At 68.1% G+C, this 17055-nt stretch carries 18 protein-coding genes and 1 tRNA gene; 13 read left to right on the top strand and 6 right to left on the bottom strand.

The genetic code is table 11. The features are described 5' to 3' along the window. Positions 1 to 96: 96 nt before the first annotated feature. Positions 97 to 582 carry a GntR family transcriptional regulator gene (locus EV372_RS08910; RefSeq protein WP_130395621.1) on the top strand — a complete coding sequence of 162 codons (486 nt, stop codon included), beginning with the start codon at positions 97 to 99 and terminating at the stop codon, positions 580 to 582. A gap of 49 nt (positions 583 to 631) precedes the next feature. After that, positions 632 to 1144, top strand: coding sequence for an HD domain-containing protein (locus EV372_RS08905; RefSeq protein ID WP_130398827.1), 513 nt, complete (start codon positions 632 to 634; stop codon positions 1142 to 1144). A 4-nt stretch (positions 1145 to 1148) separates the two neighbouring features. Here the strand turns inward: EV372_RS08905 and EV372_RS08900 are convergent, their stop codons facing one another. Genes EV372_RS08900 through EV372_RS08890 form a run of 3 tightly spaced genes read right to left on the bottom strand, consistent with a single transcriptional unit; the run spans position 1149 to position 2836 of the window. Beyond that, a complete protein-coding gene (locus EV372_RS08900) occupies positions 1149 to 1622 on the bottom strand; it encodes an NUDIX hydrolase (RefSeq protein ID WP_130395620.1) in 474 nt (157 codons plus the stop codon). A gap of 4 nt (positions 1623 to 1626) precedes the next feature. Next, on the bottom strand, positions 1627 to 2082 hold the full coding sequence (locus tag EV372_RS08895) for a Clp protease N-terminal domain-containing protein (RefSeq protein WP_130395619.1): 456 nt from the start codon (positions 2080 to 2082) through the stop codon (positions 1627 to 1629). A gap of 16 nt (positions 2083 to 2098) precedes the next feature. Further along, on the bottom strand, positions 2099 to 2836 hold the full coding sequence (locus EV372_RS08890; protein ID WP_130395618.1) for a DUF5919 domain-containing protein: 738 nt from the start codon (positions 2834 to 2836) through the stop codon (positions 2099 to 2101). 288 nt (positions 2837 to 3124) lie between these two features. On the opposite strand from EV372_RS08890, the gene EV372_RS08885 reads away from it, so the two are divergent. The 6 genes from EV372_RS08885 (at position 3125) to EV372_RS08860 (ending at position 8602) form a co-directional block, all read left to right on the top strand. After that, positions 3125 to 3535 (top strand): plasmid replication, integration and excision activator, encoded by a 411-nt coding sequence (locus tag EV372_RS08885; protein WP_130395617.1) that lies wholly within the window; start codon positions 3125 to 3127, stop codon positions 3533 to 3535. A 95-nt stretch (positions 3536 to 3630) separates the two neighbouring features. Next, complete coding sequence (locus tag EV372_RS08880) at positions 3631 to 3885, top strand: hypothetical protein (protein WP_130395616.1); 255 nt, start codon at positions 3631 to 3633, stop codon at positions 3883 to 3885. Next, positions 3882 to 5312 (top strand): FtsK/SpoIIIE domain-containing protein, encoded by a 1431-nt coding sequence (locus tag EV372_RS08875; protein WP_130395615.1) that lies wholly within the window; start codon positions 3882 to 3884, stop codon positions 5310 to 5312. The genes EV372_RS08880 and EV372_RS08875 overlap by 4 nt, the downstream gene beginning before the upstream one ends. A gap of 226 nt (positions 5313 to 5538) precedes the next feature. Next, positions 5539 to 7224: a replication initiator gene (locus EV372_RS08870; protein WP_130395614.1), complete on the top strand. Its 1686-nt coding sequence runs from the start codon at positions 5539 to 5541 to the stop codon at positions 7222 to 7224. Further along, on the top strand, positions 7224 to 7448 hold the full coding sequence (locus tag EV372_RS08865) for a helix-turn-helix domain-containing protein (protein ID WP_130395613.1): 225 nt from the start codon (positions 7224 to 7226) through the stop codon (positions 7446 to 7448). The genes EV372_RS08870 and EV372_RS08865 overlap by 1 nt, the downstream gene beginning before the upstream one ends. Then, the gene (locus EV372_RS08860; RefSeq protein ID WP_130395612.1) at positions 7448 to 8602 is read left to right on the top strand and encodes a site-specific integrase; all 1155 of its coding nucleotides are present in this window, start codon (positions 7448 to 7450) and stop codon (positions 8600 to 8602) included. The genes EV372_RS08865 and EV372_RS08860 overlap by 1 nt, the downstream gene beginning before the upstream one ends. A 113-nt stretch (positions 8603 to 8715) precedes the next feature. Here EV372_RS08860 and EV372_RS08855 read toward each other — a convergent pair. Further along, a tRNA-Gly gene (locus tag EV372_RS08855) sits at positions 8716 to 8789 on the bottom strand. Between the two features lie 139 nt (positions 8790 to 8928). On the opposite strand from EV372_RS08855, the gene dcd reads away from it, so the two are divergent. From dcd to EV372_RS08835, 4 genes are all read left to right on the top strand, one after another. Next, entirely contained in the window at positions 8929 to 9519 is a 591-nt protein-coding gene (gene dcd, locus EV372_RS08850; protein WP_013155535.1) for a dCTP deaminase, read from the top strand. 434 nt (positions 9520 to 9953) lie between these two features. Continuing rightward, positions 9954 to 10952, top strand: coding sequence for a betaine/proline/choline family ABC transporter ATP-binding protein (locus EV372_RS08845; protein WP_130398826.1), 999 nt, complete (start codon positions 9954 to 9956; stop codon positions 10950 to 10952). Continuing rightward, complete coding sequence (locus EV372_RS08840; protein ID WP_130395611.1) at positions 10949 to 12178, top strand: ABC transporter permease; 1230 nt, start codon at positions 10949 to 10951, stop codon at positions 12176 to 12178. The genes EV372_RS08845 and EV372_RS08840 overlap by 4 nt, the downstream gene beginning before the upstream one ends. 65 nt (positions 12179 to 12243) lie before the next feature. Further along, entirely contained in the window at positions 12244 to 13188 is a 945-nt protein-coding gene (locus EV372_RS08835; RefSeq protein WP_130395610.1) for a glycine betaine ABC transporter substrate-binding protein, read from the top strand. 138 nt (positions 13189 to 13326) lie between these two features. Here EV372_RS08835 and EV372_RS08830 read toward each other — a convergent pair whose 3' ends face one another. Beyond that, positions 13327 to 13941, bottom strand: coding sequence for a rhomboid family intramembrane serine protease (locus tag EV372_RS08830; RefSeq protein ID WP_130395609.1), 615 nt, complete (start codon positions 13939 to 13941; stop codon positions 13327 to 13329). A 204-nt stretch (positions 13942 to 14145) separates the two neighbouring features. After that, on the bottom strand, positions 14146 to 14619 hold the full coding sequence (locus EV372_RS08825; RefSeq protein ID WP_165435971.1) for a hypothetical protein: 474 nt from the start codon (positions 14617 to 14619) through the stop codon (positions 14146 to 14148). A 665-nt stretch (positions 14620 to 15284) separates the two neighbouring features. Between EV372_RS08825 and EV372_RS08820 the strand changes: the two genes are divergently transcribed. Beyond that, entirely contained in the window at positions 15285 to 16988 is a 1704-nt protein-coding gene (locus EV372_RS08820) for an ABC transporter family substrate-binding protein (protein ID WP_130395608.1), read from the top strand. Positions 16989 to 17055: the final 67 nt, after the last annotated feature.

The following is a 17055-nucleotide window of genomic DNA, read 5'->3' as shown; positions in this document are numbered from 1 at the left end:
ACCGACGGGCGTCCATACGTTTCTCAATCCATACTGAGTTTTACAACCTTTCAAAACTCGTCGTTCGACTCGCCAGCTCGCTTCGGAGGAACCCGCTTGAGTCCGCGCACCCCATGGGGGACGTACCACCAGATCGCGGAGGCCCTGCGTTCGCGGATCACTGCGGGGAACCTCACCCCGGGTGACGCGCTCCCCTCCGAGGCAGCCTTGCGTCAGGAGTTCAACGTCTCCCGTACCACCGTGCGCCGCGCCCTGGCCGAACTGGAAGCCGAGCGACTGGTCAAGGCTCTTCCGGGGACCGGCCGTGTTGTGTGCACCACCGAGGAGCGCGAGAGCGCACCTGCGGACGGAACACCTCCTGCTCAGTACCGCCGCATCGCCGCCGAGCTGCGGGAGCGCATCACCAGCGGGGACCTCGCTCCCGGTGACGCCCTGCCTAGTGAGGCCGCGTTGGTCCGCCAGTACTCGGTGTCGCGCGGGACGGCCCGTCAGGCCCTCTCGGAGCTGGAGGGGACGGGGCTCGTCGTCGCCGTCCACGGCAAGGGCCGGTTCGTCAAAGGGGCCGAAACGACCGCGGGTTAGCCTGGTACATGTGGGACATGTTCACTGGGCGCGGGATCTCGCGCGAGAACTGCTCGAACAGCCGCTTCCCCGACGCTGGGCGCACTCCCAGGGGGTAGCCGAACAGGCGCGGTCCCTCCGAGGCGTGCTCGGCGCACATGCCGATCTGGTGGAAGCCTCCGCCTGGCTGCACGACATCGGGTACTCCCCGGACCTGGCGACCACGGGCTTCCACCCCCTCGACGGAGCCCGGTACCTGCGCGAGGCCCAGAAGGCTGACGAAGCCCTGGTCTCCCTGGTGGCCTACCACTCCTGCGCCGTGGTGGAAGCCGAGGAACGGGGCCTGCTCGCTCCGCTCAAGGACGAGTTCGACGCCCCGCCGGACGACCTGCTGGACGCGCTCACCTACTCGGACATGACCACCGGCCCGGACGGGACACACCTGCCCGTGGAACGACGGCTGTCGGAGATCCTGGAGCGCTACGCCCCCGAGGACCTGGTCCACCGCTCCATCACCCGTTCCTCGCCGCTGCTGACGGCCTCGGTGCGGGCCGTGGAACGCCGCCTGGCCGAGGTCTGCTGACCGCTCACCCGATGTGGGTGGGGCCTCCGCTGAGGAACTGGTCCACGCGCATGCGCATGGACCGATCCATCCGGTATCCGGCCAACTCGGACTTGGACACCCAGACGACTTCCTTGGACTCGTCGCTCGGGGTTGGCTCACCCGCCAGCGGCCTGGCGGTGAACACCAACGAGAACTCCTGCCGGGCCTCGCCGTCGCTGGTGTAGTAGATGATGTGCTTCGGGTCGCTGTAGATGCCCACGACCCCGGTGATCTCGCACGTCACGCCGGTCTCTTCCAGCGTCTCGCGAACCGCGGCCTGGGGGACGGACTCGCCCAGGTCCACCGCGCCCCCGGGCACGGCCCAGTTGTCGTTGTCGGTGCGGCGGATCATCAACACTTCGTCGCGGTGGTTGACCACGAACACGTTCACCGACGGGACGAGGCTGTTCGCGGCCGGGGCCTCGGGGTCGTCGTAGTAGTCAATCCGCTTGCCCATGCGTCTACTCCCGGATGTGTCTGTCCAGACCGGACATGATCTTCTCGACCTGCTCACGCACTGACTCGGGGGGCACGCCGAGACCTCGCAGCATGGTGGGGACCGTTCCCCGATCCTTGTGCATCAGTCCGAGAAGCAGGTGCTCGGTGTCGAGGAAGTTGTGCTGGAACCGCAGAGCCGCGTAGAGGGACTGCTCCAAGGCTTTGCGGGTCTCGGAGGAGAAGGGCACGTATCCGCTTGAGCCCCACTTCCTCGGCTTGGTGACCTTGAGAGCTTCGGCCAAAGCCGCCTCATAGCCGACCCCCAACCCCTGCAAAGCGCGAGCGGCGACACCTTCGCCTTCCCCCAGCAGCCCGAGCATGATGTGCTCAGGGCCGATGCGCTTGTGATTGAACCTGGTTGCTTCTTCCTGGGCGTGCACGACCACGTACTTCGCGGGGTCGGTGAACATCTCGAACATGATCGGGGTTCCTGGGTCACTCAAGAGGGGATGCTTGTGCCCATACCCTCTCGTAGCTCTCCAGGTAGGTGCCGACCAGGGTCCCGCCCGGGATCTTGCGCAGGTGGAAGACGGGGGCCTCCGAGGCCATCGCGCCGTACACGTGCGTGTTCACGATCAACTGGTCATCGGCGCGGTAGATCGAGTTGTACAGCGTCGTCCCGTGGAGACGGAACTCCACTCCCGGCACCTGGCGCAACGACCGGTACAGCACGATGACGTTGCGGATCTTCGCGGCGAACAGCTCGTTCAAGCCCTCGTCCCGGCCGCGCTGGGCAACCGCCTCGCTGTCGGGGTCCCCCAACAGCACACGCACGCGGACCCCGGCCTTGGCCTTGTCCGCCAGCAGCTTGATCATGCTCGGGTCATCGGCCAGGAAGAACCCGCTGAAGACCAGGATCGAGATCTCCTGCTGCGCACTCTCGAAAACGCGGCGCCACAACTCGGTCGGCACGCTCCACCGATGCGGGTAGATCTCCACGATCTCGCTCTGCGAGGCGGCCTGGCTCTGCTCGGGGGACAGGGCCTTGGGCCAGAGGTAGGTCTCCTCCACGCCGAGATAGGCCGCTGCCGCGAAGCGGTGACGGCGGTAGGGGGTGCGCCCCTGGGTGATCCAGCGCTCCACGCTCTTGGCGTCCACGCCGATCTCCTCGGCCAGATCGGCCGGGGTGGCCCCGCGCTGGAGCAGCGCGGCTCGCAACCTCTCGTTCGGCATGTACCTCGGGGGTTCGCTGGATGTCTGGGGACGCGCTCACATTATCGAGACGTCCTGAACACGTCCAGCCATGTAGTGATCCCGTCCCGCCCCTGCCAGGGATGGTGGAACCCTCGCCGCCACCCGAGAGCGGCGGCGGACACGTCAACGACGAACAGGAGCGTGCGGCTACCGCTGGTCGCTAGTTTCGATACATGCTATACATGTATCGATTCTCGGCTTAGGAGATCGCTTGTCGGTCGTGCCGAGGGTCGTGAACAGGACGAACAACGAGAAGAGGACTGCACTATGGCTATTCAGGGTGCGTTGCCCGTCGCGTTCGGGACGGTGTTCCCCCACGGTGCGTTCGCGCTGGGGGTGGAGGCGATCACTGACTTCGAGACCAAGCGTCCCCAGCTCGACAAGGACTCGGGGTTTCCGCTGTGGGCGGTGGACGTGATCGACGCCGACCCCGAGGCACGGGGCAAGGCCAAGAGCGTGAAGGTCAAGGTCGCCGCTGAGGTGTGCCCGACCCTGCCCGATGAGGTCCCGGGGCTGCCGTTCCGGCCGATCGAGTTCGAGTCCATGGCGGTCATGCCCTACGTGGACGACTCCGGCCGCCGCCCCCGGGTGGCCTACTCGCTGCGCGCCCGGGGCGTGAAGGCTCCCGGCGGTGCCGCTGGCGGTCGTCGCGCTCCTGCGGCCAAGGACGCCGCCTGACCCCCATGTAAGCGGGGCGGCCTGGTGCGCCAACACCTCGGCCGCCCCTGAATCCCTCCTGCGACTGCGAAATCTCAGAAGAGGTGTCTCCAAGTATGTCCGATTACCCCCGTGACCTGTCCGGGTTGAGCGGCCCGGAACTGGTCCGTCTGCTGCTGGACGCGACCAACCCCCCGCCTGCCACCGACGCTGAGCGTGCGGAGTTCTTCGACTTCAAGGCCCGGGTGTTCGCCACGATCGCGGACCGGGAGGAGAACCCCACCGCCGCGACCTTCGCCGCCCGTGCCCGCTCCGACCGTGACCGGCTCCTGGCCCAGATCGAGAACGAGAAGCGGGGTGGCCAGCGATGATGCGCCAACCCAAGATCGGTTCCGCTCAGTCCTCCCCGACCCTGCCCACCCCGGCGCAGGGGGTGCGGTGGACGACCCCGATCGTGGAAACTCCCGGGATTGTCGTGCTGGCCTCGTGGATCTGGCGGCTGGTCCGCTTCCTTGTCACCCTGCCGTTCCGGTTCCCCGTCATGGTCGCCTGCCTGGCAGCCTCTGCCGGGGCCTGGTGGTGGTTGGACTGGCCCGGTCTCGCCTGCCTGTGGGGTGCTGCTGCCGTGGTGTCCCTGGTGTGGTGGCGGACCTGGCCGGACTCCTACCGCGCCTGCGTCACGCTCCGCCTGCTCGCCTGGTGGCGGCACCTGTTCGTGTACAAGCGGCATTGGCAGCCGGTGTTGGTGATCTCCGGGCTGGCCGAGTCCTACCAGGAACGCCGCTACCTGCCTCGCATCCGCCGCGTGCGGTGCAACTCCTGGGCCGACTACGTCCGCGTCTCCCTGGTCGCCGGAACCTCCCCGGCCGACTTCGAACACCGCGTCACCGAACTGGCCCACGGGTTCGCCGCCCCCTCCTGCCGCGTGGTCGTCAACGGACCCCGGGACATCACCTTGGAGTTTCCCCGACGCGACACCTTGGCCGAACCCCTGGACGCCCTGCCCGTGCCTGAGCTCCCGGACTTGGACGCGCTTCCGGTCGGACAGCGGGAAGACGGCTCGCCGTGGCTGCTGCGCCTGCACGGAACCCACGTGCTCGTGGTCGGGGTGACCGGGGCCGGCAAGGGCTCGGTGATCTGGTCCACCGTCCGCGCCATGCTCCCCGCCCTGGCGGACGGCATCGCGCAGGTGTGGGCGATCGACCCCAAACGCATGGAACTGGCCTACGGCCGCGACCTGTTCACCCGCTACGCGGACACGGGCGAATCCGCGGTGGTCCTGCTCGAAAAGGCAGTAGCGCAGATGCAGGAGCGGGCCGAACGCTACGCGGGCAAACAGCGCTCGCACGTGGCCACGGTCGATGACCCCTTCGTGGTTGTGCTGCTCGATGAGGTGGCGTTCTTGACCGCCTACCACCCCGACCGGGACGTGCGCCGCCGCGCGGAGAACGCGATCGCCACTCTGACCTCACAGGGCCGCTCGGTCGGCTTCGCGGTCTTGGCGGCGTTGCAGGACCCGCGCAAGGAGGTCATGAACCTGCGCAACCTGTTCCCGGACAAGGTCGCGCTGAGGTTGGACGAGGCGTCCCAGGTGGACATGGTCCTCGGCGAAGGTGCGAGGGAACGCGGTGCGGAAGCCCACCTGATCGACCCTGCTCTTCCCGGGGTGGCCTACGTCCGTCTGGAAGGCTCCCCCTCCCCGGTCCGCGTCCGGGCCGCCTACGTCTCCGACACCGACATCACCGCCATGGCCGAGGGTTACGGGGCCGGTTCCTCCTCGGGTTCGGAGGTGGCCTGATGGCTGTTCTTGCGTGCTCGAAGCAGATCCCACGTCCACAGAGCTGCCACGGAAACCACCGCGCAGGCCGTCGCCCATCCGAGATGCCCGTTGACGATCAGTGTGAACGTCGCGAGGCATTGGACAGCCCACAGCAGGTTCCGGGGGTACAGCATGCGGCGCAGCATGGACAAAGCCTAGAGCGTGGGCATTCAGGACGCGTCGGACGAGTTCAGGTGAGGACCTGATGCCGACGCCTACCGGTAAGTCCACCCGAGCCGAACGCCTCGCGCAACCCTTGGCCCGGGAGGTGGCCGAACAGATCGCCGCCGACCACGGCGTATGCATCCGCCCCGTGTCCCTTCGACGCACCGACATCACCACCGGTGCCACTGAGGTGATCGACGTTCCGTGCGGGTCCACCCTGGAATCGCGGTGTCCGGCCTGCGCCAAGAGGAAGCGCAGCCTTCGCCGCTCCCAGTGTGAAGAGGGCTGGCACCTGGCCACCGAACCCGTGGTGGAGCCTGATCCGCCGTCCGAGGAACAACGCGGTTGGGTGGAACAGCGTGCGATGGTCACCGCCGAACGTGACTACCTCGCCGCCACCGGGGCCGCTGACCCCCAACAGCTCTCGGCGCTGGATGCGGCGATCGCGGACCTGGACGAGGAGATCACCGCATCCGGCCTTCGAGGTTCGGTGACCCGCTCCGGCGACTCCTCGTCCTCGTCGGGGTCGCGTCGGGTGCGCTCGACCAAGCGCCGTCAGGACGTGCCCGACCTGCCCAAGCGACCCATGACGAGGAAGACGGTCGGGAGGGCCTTCACCGATCCGGCCTCGGGCAAGGTGTTCCGGCCCTCGCTGTTCATCACCCTGACCCTGGACTCCTACGGGCGGGTGCGCTCGGACGGCACCCCCGTCGACCCGACCACGTACGACTACCGGCGGGCCGCCCGGGACACCCTGCACTTCTCCAAGCTGGTGGATCGCTTCGTGCAGAACCTGAGACGGGTCGCGGGGTTCGATGTCCAGTACTTCGCGGCCGTGGAACCCCAACGCCGGCTGGCCCCGCACCTGCACATGGCCACACGCGGCACCATCCCCCGGGCCGAGCTGCGCCAGATCGCCGCCGCGACCTACCACCAGGTGTGGTGGCCCAACGCCGACCGCGTCGTCTTCGACGGTGACCACCTGCCTGTGTGGGACGAGGACAACGACACCTACCTCGACCCCACCACCGGGGAAGTCCTGCCCACCTGGGACGAGGCCCTGGACGCCTTGGACACTGACCCGGACGCCGAACCCTTTCACGTGGTGCGGTTCGGCCGACAGGTCGACGCCAAAGGGGTCGTGGCCGGGTCCGAGGACGCGTCCCGGTGTGTGCGCTACCTGGCCAAGTACCTGACCAAGGACATCGCCGACTGCCACCAGGTTCAGACCACCCGACAGGAACAGCACGTGGACCACCTGTTGGACGCTCTCCGGTTCGAGCCGTGCTCGCCCCGCTGCTCCAACTGGCTGCGCTACGGCATCCAACCCGACGACGCCAAACCGGGCCTGCGCCCCGGCTTCTGCCGCTCCAAAGCCCACCGCCGCGAACACCTGGGCTACGCCGGACGCCGCGTCCTGGTCTCCCGCAAGTGGTCCGGCAAGACCCTCGCCGACCACAAGGCCGATCGGCTCGCCTGGGTCCTCAACGCCCTCGGCGTCGACCCCACCAACGAGGACCAGGGCGACAAGGACAACCCTCGTCCCCCGGCGCTGGCCTCGATCTCCTCGGACTCCTTCGCATGGGAACTGGCCAAACCCACCGACCCCGACGTGGCCCCACGGGAGCAACGCCTCCTGCGCGCGGTGGGCGAAGCCCTCAAACGCCGCGCCCAACTCGACGCCGCTCGAACCCCCGTCCCCTCGGCAACGGAAAGGGCCGCCTGATGACCAGCAAGAAGACCCGTCCGACCGGCCGTCTCCTGACCGTCGCGCAGGCGGCCGAACGCCTCAACACCTCCGAGCGCTACCCCCGTCGCCTGATCGAGGAACGGCGCATCACCTTCGTCAAGGTCGGTCGCCACGTGCGTATCCCGGAATCGGCGCTGGACGAGTTCATCACCGCCGGAACCGTCGAGCCGGTCAGCCTGCGCATGCGTGGGGCGGCCTGATGCCGGGCAGGAAGACGCGGGCCTTCGGCAACATCCGTCCCCTGTCCTCGGGGCGCTTCCAGGTCCGCTACCGCAGCCCTGACGGCCGTATGCGACCGGCGCCGACCACGTTCGCGACCAAGAAGGCGGCACAGCGCTGGCTGACGCTCAAGGAAGCGGAGATCGCACAGGGGGACTGGTTCGCCCCCGAGGCCGGTGCCCTGCCCTTCGGTGAGTACGCGGCCGAGTGGATCGAGCACCGCGACCTGACACGCAAGACCCGCCGCACCTATGAGGACCTGCTCCGCCTCCACCTGGCCCCGACGTTCGGCACCATGCTCCTGAGCGAGATCAAGGAGGCCGATATCCGCCGCTGGCGCTCCTCCCGACTCAGGCGCAAGCGGGGGAAGGCCCAGGTCCCCAAGGCGTACCGGCTCATGCGGGCGGTACTGAACACCGCCGTCAAGGACAGGCTGATCCGGGAGAACCCCTGCCAGATCGACGGCGCGGGCCTCGAGGAGACCGAGGAACGCCCGGTGCTGTCGGTGGCCGAGGTCTTCGAGCTGGCCGAGGCGATCAAACCGCGGTACCGGGCTCTGGTGCTGCTGGCGACGTTCGGCAGTCTGCGATGGGGGGAACTGGCGGGCCTGCGCCGCCGACACCTGGACCTGGACGCCCGGACGGTGCGGGTGCGCGAGACGGTCTCGGACGTGGGAGGGCTCTACAAGGGCAAGCCCAAGTCCCGGGCGGGCCACCGGACGGTGTCCCTTCCCGAACTGGTCGTTCCGGACCTGCGCCGCCACCTGGACGAGTACTCGGCGCCCGGACAGGACGGGTTCGTGTTCGTCGGCGTACGCGGCAACCAGCTCCGCAGGGGCAACTTCTCGAAGTACTGGGCGGACGCCTGCGAGGCCGTGGGTCTGGAGGACGTCCACATCCACGACCTTCGGCACACGGGCAACACCTACGCGGCCGAGGCCGGTGCCTCCGTGCGGGAGCTGATGAAGCGCATGGGGCACTCCAGTTCCCGCGCCGCGATGGTCTACCTCCACGCGCGCGACGAACGCGAACGCGAGATCGCGGACCGGCTGGGGGAGAGGGTGGCCGAGGAGCTGAGGGCGAACCGGGCCGAGGACGACGGCGAGGAACCGTCCTCCACAGGTGCCCGTCGCTGAGGTCGGCGTCCGCGCGTGTGGCACGTGTGTGGCACGGCGGTCGGGACCAACCCCCGGAAAGCAGTTCGGCCAGGTGTTCGGAAAACCCCGAACGACCTGGCCGTCTGTGTGTCTGGAGCGGATGACGGGAATCGAACCCGCGTTATCAGCTTGGGAAGCTGAAGTTCTACCATTGAACTACATCCGCGCGGCACCGCCGGAAGAACCCGGCTGGCAACGGATGCCATCCTAGCCCAACTCCGGGGCGGGTGGGCAACTCGGCGCGGACCGCCACCCGGGCGGGGAGCGCCGCTACGCTGCGTTGCCCCAGGCGGTAGGTTCGGACCGTGCTGCTCTCCGATCGCGATATCAGGTCCGAAATCGACGCCGGGCGGGTCAGGATCGACCCCTTCGACCCCGGCCTCGTCCAACCCTCCAGCATCGACGTCCGGCTGGACCGCTTCTTCCGGGTGTTCGAGAACCACAAGTACCCGCACATCGACCCCTCGGCCGAGCAACCGGACCTCACCCGGCTGGTCGAGACCGACGGCGAGGACGCGTTCGTCCTGCACCCGGGCGAGTTCGTGCTCGCGTCCACCTACGAGGTCGTCAGCCTCCCGGACGACATCGCGAGCCGCCTGGAGGGCAAGAGCTCGCTGGGGCGCCTGGGACTGCTCACCCACTCCACGGCCGGGTTCATCGACCCGGGCTTCTCCGGGCACGTCACGCTGGAGCTGTCCAACGTGGCCACCCTGCCGATCAAGCTCTACCCGGGCATGAAGATCGGTCAGCTGTGCATGTTCCGCCTGTCCTCCCCGGCCGAGCACCCCTACGGCTCCGCGGGCTACGGATCGCGTTACCAGGGGCAGCGGGGACCGACGCCGTCCAGGTCCCACCAGAACTTCATCCGCACCCCGATCAGCCCGGAGAGCGTCTAGCCGGGACCGGGGGCAGACAGGACGTTTTGTTTACGGTACGGTCCTGAACGGACACGGACTGTCGTTTGATCCCCCTGTCACTAGTATGTGACTAAGGTCACTATTTTTCCGTGTGTGGTGTAAATCACAAAGGAGCCTTCCGGGGCTCCGGCATCCGCTGCCACAGGTCGGCGGACGGTTTTTATGACGTTTAAACATGTTATTTGGTGGTTACTTAGCGCCTGAACTGTACGTACACACCTCGGTAAGGTTGCGCCCCGACGTGAACCAGGTAGCGGTTCCGCCCTGATGAGGGGGCGCGCAAGAGGGCTCCGCGCAGGCCGACTACCTGTGAGAACCGCGGGTCGGCGATGGGGCGGGAGTGTTGCCCCGGTACGCCTCGCGGCCGGGACAGCCCTCTAGAGGAGACCGTGCCAGCAGTACGCGCAGACCACTTGTACAAGGTGTTCGGCAGACAGTCCAGAGCCGCCGTCGAGCGGCTCTCGGACGGCAGCCACCGGGACACCATCGCCGACCTCGACGTGACGGCCGCCGTCATCGACGTGTCCTTCGAGGTCGAACCGGGCGAGATCTTCGTCGTCATGGGCCTGTCCGGATCGGGGAAGTCCACCCTGATCCGGATGCTCAACGGCCTCCTGGAACCCACCGCGGGGACGGTCGAGGTCGACGGCGTGGACATCACCGCGCTCAGCAGGAAGAGCCTCCTGAAGCTGCGGGGCGAGAAGATCAGCATGGTCTTCCAGCACTTCGCGCTCCTGCCGCACCGCACGGTCCTGGAGAACGCCGCCTACGGCCTGGAGCTGCGGGGCCTGTCCCGCGCCGAGCGCAGCCGCAGGGCGGGGGAGACCCTCGAACTCGTGGGGCTCGGCGGCTGGGAGGACAAGCTCCCGCACCAGCTCTCCGGAGGCATGCAGCAGCGTGTGGGCCTGGCCAGGGCACTGGCCGCCGACACCGACATCATCCTCATGGACGAGGCGTTCAGCGCCCTCGACCCGCTCATCCGGCGGGACATGCAGACCCAGCTCCTGGAACTCCAGAAGAGCCTGGGCAAGACCATCGTCTTCATCACGCACGACCTCAACGAGGCCATGCGCCTCGGCGACCGGATCTGCGTGCTGCGGGACGGTCGCGTCGCCCAGATCGGCAGCGCGCAGGAGATCCTCAGCGCGCCCGCCAACGACTACGTCGAGCGCTTCATCGAGGACGTCGACCGCACCCGCGTGCTCACCGCCGCGTCGGTGCTCGATCCGAGCGCCCCCGCGGCCGACTCCTCGGCGCCCCAGGTCGGCGCCGACACCCTGGTCGCCGACCTGTACGCCAGCGCGGCCGCCTCCGACCGCCTCCGCGTGGTCGACGAGGACGGCACCGTGCTCGGCACGGTGACCCGCAACTCCGTACTGGCCGCGCTCGCGGGCGGGAAGGAGACCCCGTGACACCCGTTGACTTTCCGCCGTCCCTGCCCATCGGGGACGGCTTCGAGGCCCTCAACGCCTGGCTCAAGAGCACCTTCGGCCTCTTCTTCGACGCCGTCGGCGAGTTCATCCGCTGGGCCGTGAGCGCCCTGTCCGGCTTCTTCACCGAACCGGCCGCCGGGCAGCTCGCCTTCGTGGCCGCCGTGATCATCGCCGTTCCGCTGCTGCGCCGCCGGCGGCTGCCGCTGGTGGTGATCGTCGCCGCGGTCTCGCTGCTCTACGTGCTGCACGCGCAGTTCGCGCTCGGCAACACCATCGTCAACAGCCTGCCGCCGCAGCTCTTCCTGTGGGCGATGAACCTGTTCGACCAGCAGTACGTGGACGCCTACTTCTGCATCTCGCTGGTCTTCCTGGTCGCCGTCACCGTCCTGGGCGTGCTCGACAGGGGCACCCGGGTGCGCACCGGCGTCGTCGCGGGCGGCTGGCTCGTGCTGGTCCTGCTCGGCTGGCTCGTGCTCCCGATGCTGGTGACCCGGCCCGGGGCGCTGCTGATGATCCTGCTGCTGAGCCTTCTGGCGCTCTCGGTGGCCGGGTGGCGCATGGGCCTGTTCGGCCTGATCGCCCTCACCCTGGTGGCCTCGGTCGGCCAGTGGACCAACGCCATGGACACGCTCGGCCTCGTCCTCGTGGCCAGCGCCATCGCCGTGGTCATCGCGATCCCGATCGGCATCCTGGCCGCCTACAACGACCTGGTCAGCAAGATCGTCAAGCCGGTCCTGGACCTGATGCAGACGCTGCCCGCGTTCGTGTACCTGATCCCGGCGATCTTCTTCTTCTCCATCGGCGCCGTCCCCGGCGTGGTCGCCACCATCGTGTTCGCGATGCCGCCCGGCGTCCGCCTGACCGAGCTGGGCATCCGCCAGATCGACAAGGAGCTGGTGGAGGCGGGCGAGTCCTTCGGCGCCTCCCCGACCAAGGTCCTCACCGGCATCCAGCTGCCGCTGGCCCTGCCCACCATCATGGCCGGGGTCAACCAGGTCATCATGCTCGGACTGTCGATGGTCGTCATCGCGGGCATGGTCGGCGCGGGCGGCCTGGGCAGCGAGGTCTACCAGGGCATCACCCGCAACGACGGCGCCCTCGGTTTCGAGGCCGGTATCGCCGTGGTCATCCTGGCGATCTTCCTCGACCGCCTGACCGCGGCCGTCACCCGCAACAGCCCGCGCGCGGCCGGGTCGGCCGCCTGAGCGGCGTGCCCGCCCCGTCCCGTCCAGACCCGCACACCGAATTCCCCGAGGGAAGGAACCCCACGATGTACAGCCGTAAGCGCATGACGGCCCTCTCCGCCGCCGGCATGAGCGCCGCGCTCCTCCTGACCGCCTGCGGCGGCGGGGGCGGTGAGAGCCTGACCGGCCCGGAGGAGGGCGGCGGCGAGGACGCCAAGGAGATCAACATCGCGCTGATCGCCTGGGAGGAGGGCATCGCCGTCACGCACATGTGGCAGGCCATCCTGGAGGAGAAGGGCTACGACGTCACGATCACCGACGTGGACGTCGCCCCGATGTACCAGGGCGCGGCCAACGGCGACGTCGACCTGTTCCTCGACACGTGGCTGCCGGTGACGCACGCCGACTACTGGGAGGACTACGGGGACCAGCTGGAGGACCTCGGCGCCTGGTACGACAACGCCAAGCTGACCATCACCGTGCCCTCCTACATGGAGGACGTCAACAGCATCCCCGACCTGACCGACCACGCCGACGAGCTGGGCGGCCGGATCGTGGGCATCGACCCGGGCGCCGGGCTGACCCGGGTCACCCAGGAGGAGGCCATGCCGGGCTACGGCCTGGACGAGGACTTCGAGCTGGTCACCTCCTCCACCGCCGCGATGCTCGCCGAGCTGGACTCGGCGATCACCGAGGAGGAGCCCATCGTGGTGACCCTGTGGCGTCCCCACCCGGCCTACGCCCAGTACGACCTGAAGGACCTGGAGGACCCCGAGGGCCTGATGGGCGACGCGGAGACCATCCACGCCGTCGGCCGTGACGGTTTCGGCGAGGAGTACCCCGAGCTCACCGGCTGGCTGGAGAGCTTCGAGCTCAGCGACGACGAGCTGGCCAGCCTGGAGGTCCTGACCGTGTCCGAGGACGGCGGGTACAAGGACGACCCGGAGGCGGGCGCCCGCGTCTGGCTCTCGGAGAACCCCGAGTTCCTGGAGCGCACCCTGGGCGATGAGGCCGAGGGCCTGGAGTTCTAGGGGCGCGGGGCGGTTCCCCCGCACGCGCACCGGCCCCGGAGAGCGCTCCGGTACCGCGCACACGAGAACGGGCCGCCCCGAGGGGGCGGCCCGTCCGCGTTCCCGGGGGCCGCACGCACGCGGCCCCCGGACGCGCCGTCAGGGGGCGTAGTAGCCGCCCTGGGCGCCTCCGTAGCCCTGGTCGAGCTGCCTGCGGCGCTCCCGCCTGGGCAGCAGGTAGGCCGCGAGCATGCCGCCGACGAACCCGAAGAGGTGCGCCTGCCACGAGACGCCGGGGTACTGGGGCAGGACCCCCCAGATCATCGTCCCGTAGAAGAGGATCACGCAGATCATGATGACGATGTCGATGGTCTTGCGCTCGACGATCCCGCGCAGGACCGTGTAGCCGAAGTAACCGAAGACCAGGCCGCTGGCGCCCACGGTGAGGGAGAACGGTGAGCTGAACAGCCACACGCCCACACCGCTGACCAGGATGATGATCAGCGTGGTGAGCAGGAACCGCCCCAGTCCGCTGAACGCGACGAGCGAGCCCAGCACGAGGAACGGCAGCGAGTTGCCGATGAGGTGTTCCAGGTTCCCGTGCATGAACGGCGCGGTGAACACGGTCCAGGGCCCCTGGAGGTCCCAGGCGCGCAGACCGTACTGCTGGTCGAGCCTTCCGAGGAGCACGAAGCTGTCGAGGATCTCGAAGACCCACATGGCCGCGAGCATCCCCGCTACGGTCAGGATGGCGGTGATTCTGGACTGCTTCACCCCATCGAGAGTAGAGGACACGGCCTTGCGGCGGTATGTCCGTACGGGGCGTGGTGGGTAATTGCCCGAAGTGTCGGGATATGTCGCGGCGGGTCGGCGCGCGTGGTGCCGCTCCGCGCGGAGGAGGGGGTCTCGGTCCCCGGCGGGGAGGAGGGGCGGTCCTCGGGAGGGGCGGGGCGCGTCCCGAGGGAGCGGCCGCCGCGCTCAGGAGGTCAGGGAGCGCCCGCGCGGCGGGATGCCCGCCATCGCCATGAACGACTCGACCCGGGCCGGGCTGGTCATCCCGGTCAGCGGAAGGTAGGCGCGCGAGGTGCGGCGGCTCTGGAGCGAGGGGAAGCGCTTGGGGCGCCCGGCGTTGTCGTACAGCCCCAGGGAGCGGATGCGGCCCGGCAGCACGTAGTAGGAGCCGATGTCGTGGAAGGGCACGCGCACGATGTAGCGGCCCCGCTGGTAGCGGAACTCGCCGTCGGAGACCTCCAGGACGGGCGCCTTGATCATGTGGCCGTGCGCGGCCAGGGCGGCGCCCATGAGGGCCAGGAGGACGCCGAGGGTGATGTTGGCCCAGTGCGAGACGTCGACCGCGATCGCCAGGGCGCCGAGAGCCACCAGACCGTAGCCGCCCCACAGCTCCAGGTGCTTGCGGCCTACGGGGCAGACCAGGCGAACTGTTTCGGACACGGCACAAGCCTCTCTCAGTGGGCACCGCGGGTGGGATGACGGCAATCGCCGCTCAAAACCCTATCGGCTCCGACGGCGCGTGGACGGTGGTTTCGGACAACCGGAGCTGTGGATTTCCGTACCTTCCTGGTGTGGTCTGCGCCTGCCTGAGAGGTTGTGGCGCTCGTGTCCGGTTAACATCACGTCATCCTATGTTTGTCGTGTTCTGTTTCCTGTGGGAGTCGCCGTGGGGGCGAACGCAGCACCGTCGCGAGCATTCGGGATTATATGTGCGCTTTGGGGACTTTTGTCCGTTTTCCTCTGTGTAGTCATTCGGGACGTCCGGGTAGTTAAACGTCGTTTACTTTACCTTAACCGTTGTTCGCCGGCGTAACTAGCCCGCAATGTATTTCTGGCTTGTCCGAATCCGGAGAGAGGGGGCGTTCTCCTGGGTTTGGGCTCTGACCTGCGGTGACCCTCGCGTCTGGGTGGGGTATGAACTTTGTGTCGGCGGCTCGGTGCGATGGGCGCGAACCGGTTGCGGATGGGTCACGAATCCAGCAGTAGGGCTATACAGACATTTCGCTCAATGGTCTTCTGATCGACTAATCGCCTAGTTCTGCGGGGCGTGTGCGAACCACACAACCCCGAGGTTCGGCTCGTATTAGTGATCAAGGGTGTAACTGATGCACAAACGAAGGAAGACGCTCGCGCTCGCCGCGGCGGGCACCTCCGCTTTGATGGTGCTGACCGCCTGCGGCGGCGGCGGTGGTGGCGAAGGCGAGCAGGAGAAGGAGGTCACATGGGTGATCAACAGCCTTCCCGCCGCCTGGGGAGCCATCAGTAGCGCCGGAGGCAGCGTCTACGTCATCCAGGCACTCTCCGGCGTCGTGCCCTTCACCGGGCAGTACCAGCCCGACGCGACGTACGAGTACAACATGGACGTCCTCGCCGAGGAGCCCACCCTCATCAACGACAACCTCGACGAGGGTCCGTTCCAGTTCAGCTTCACCCTCGCCGAGGACGCGGTGTGGAGCGACGGCACGCCGATGACCGGCGAGGACCTGCGGGTCACCATGATGATGTCGGCGTCCCCCACCGAGGGCTACTGCGACACCTGCGACTCCCGCGGCACCACCGGCTCCGACATGGTCGAGGAGGTCGAGGTCGACGGCAAGACCGCGACCTTCACCCTCAAGGAGGGTCTGTCCAACCCCGAGTGGATGGGCATGTTCGACGCGCACAGCGTGGGCGGCGGCTTCTACCCGGCGCACCTGGCGGAGGAGAACAACTGGGACGTCGACGACCCCGCGCAGCTCGGCGAGTACTACGCCTGGCTGCACGAGACGCGCCCCGAGTGGTCCGGCGGCCCCTACCAGATCGTGGACGGCGACCTGGAGAACCAGGTCGTCAAGGAGCCCAACCCCGAGTGGTTCGGTGAGACGCAGCCCGCGCTCGACCGCATCATCATGCCGTACAACACCGACGAGGGCACCTTCATCCCCGCCTTCCAGAACGGCGAGATCGACGGCGCCAACCCCGCGCAGTACAGCGAGGACATCATCACCCAGCTCCAGGGTATGGAGACCGCCACGCTCACCATCGGCGAGGGCAACATCTGGGAGCACATCGACATCAACACCGAGAACGAGTGGCTCTCGGACGTCGAGCTCCGCAGGGCCGTGTTCACCGCGATCAACCGCGACCAGATCGCCAGCCGCAACTTCGAGGCCGGATACCCCGAGTACGAGCTGAAGAACAACCACATCTTCGGCAGCGACAGCGAGTACTTCGAGGACCTCATCTCCGAGTCCGGGCAGGGCAGCGGCGACGTCGAGGCCGCCACCGAGATCCTGGAGGAGGCCGGTTACGAGCTCGACGGGGACACCCTCATGCTCGACGGCGAGCAGGTGGGCCCGTTCCGCCTGCGCAGCACCGACACCGTCATCCGCAACAACTCCGTGCAGCTGATCCAGGCCCAGCTCGCCGAGATCGGCATCGAGACCACCATCGAGATGACCGACGACCTGGGCACGATGCTGGCCGAGCAGGACTACGACATCGTCCAGTTCGGCTGGAGCGGCAGCCCGTACTTCGCCTCCAGCCCCGAGCAGTTCTGGCACTCCGAGAGCACCAGCAACTTCGGCGGCTACGCCAACGACGAGGTGGACGAGCACGCCGAGGCCACCGCGACGGCCGCCAACCTGGACGAGGCGGCCGAGCACGCCAACGCCGCCGTGACCGCCGTGGTCCCGGACGCCTACGTCCTGCCGATCGTGGCCGAGCCCAACTACTTCTTCGTGAACGACAGGCTCGCCAACGTCGAGGACAACCTCCAGTCCAGCTACCGCGCCACCTACAACATCGGTGAGTGGGACCTCGCCGAGTAGTTCGCGGCACAAGGCCCGTGGCCCGGGCCCGGGAGAACCTCCCGGGCCCGGGCCGGTCCTCGTCCAC

The organism is Nocardiopsis sp. CNZ308 (assembly GCF_004217075.1).
Note: the sequence above shows the minus strand (reverse complement) of the source record. Positions and strands in the feature narration are given on the sequence as shown.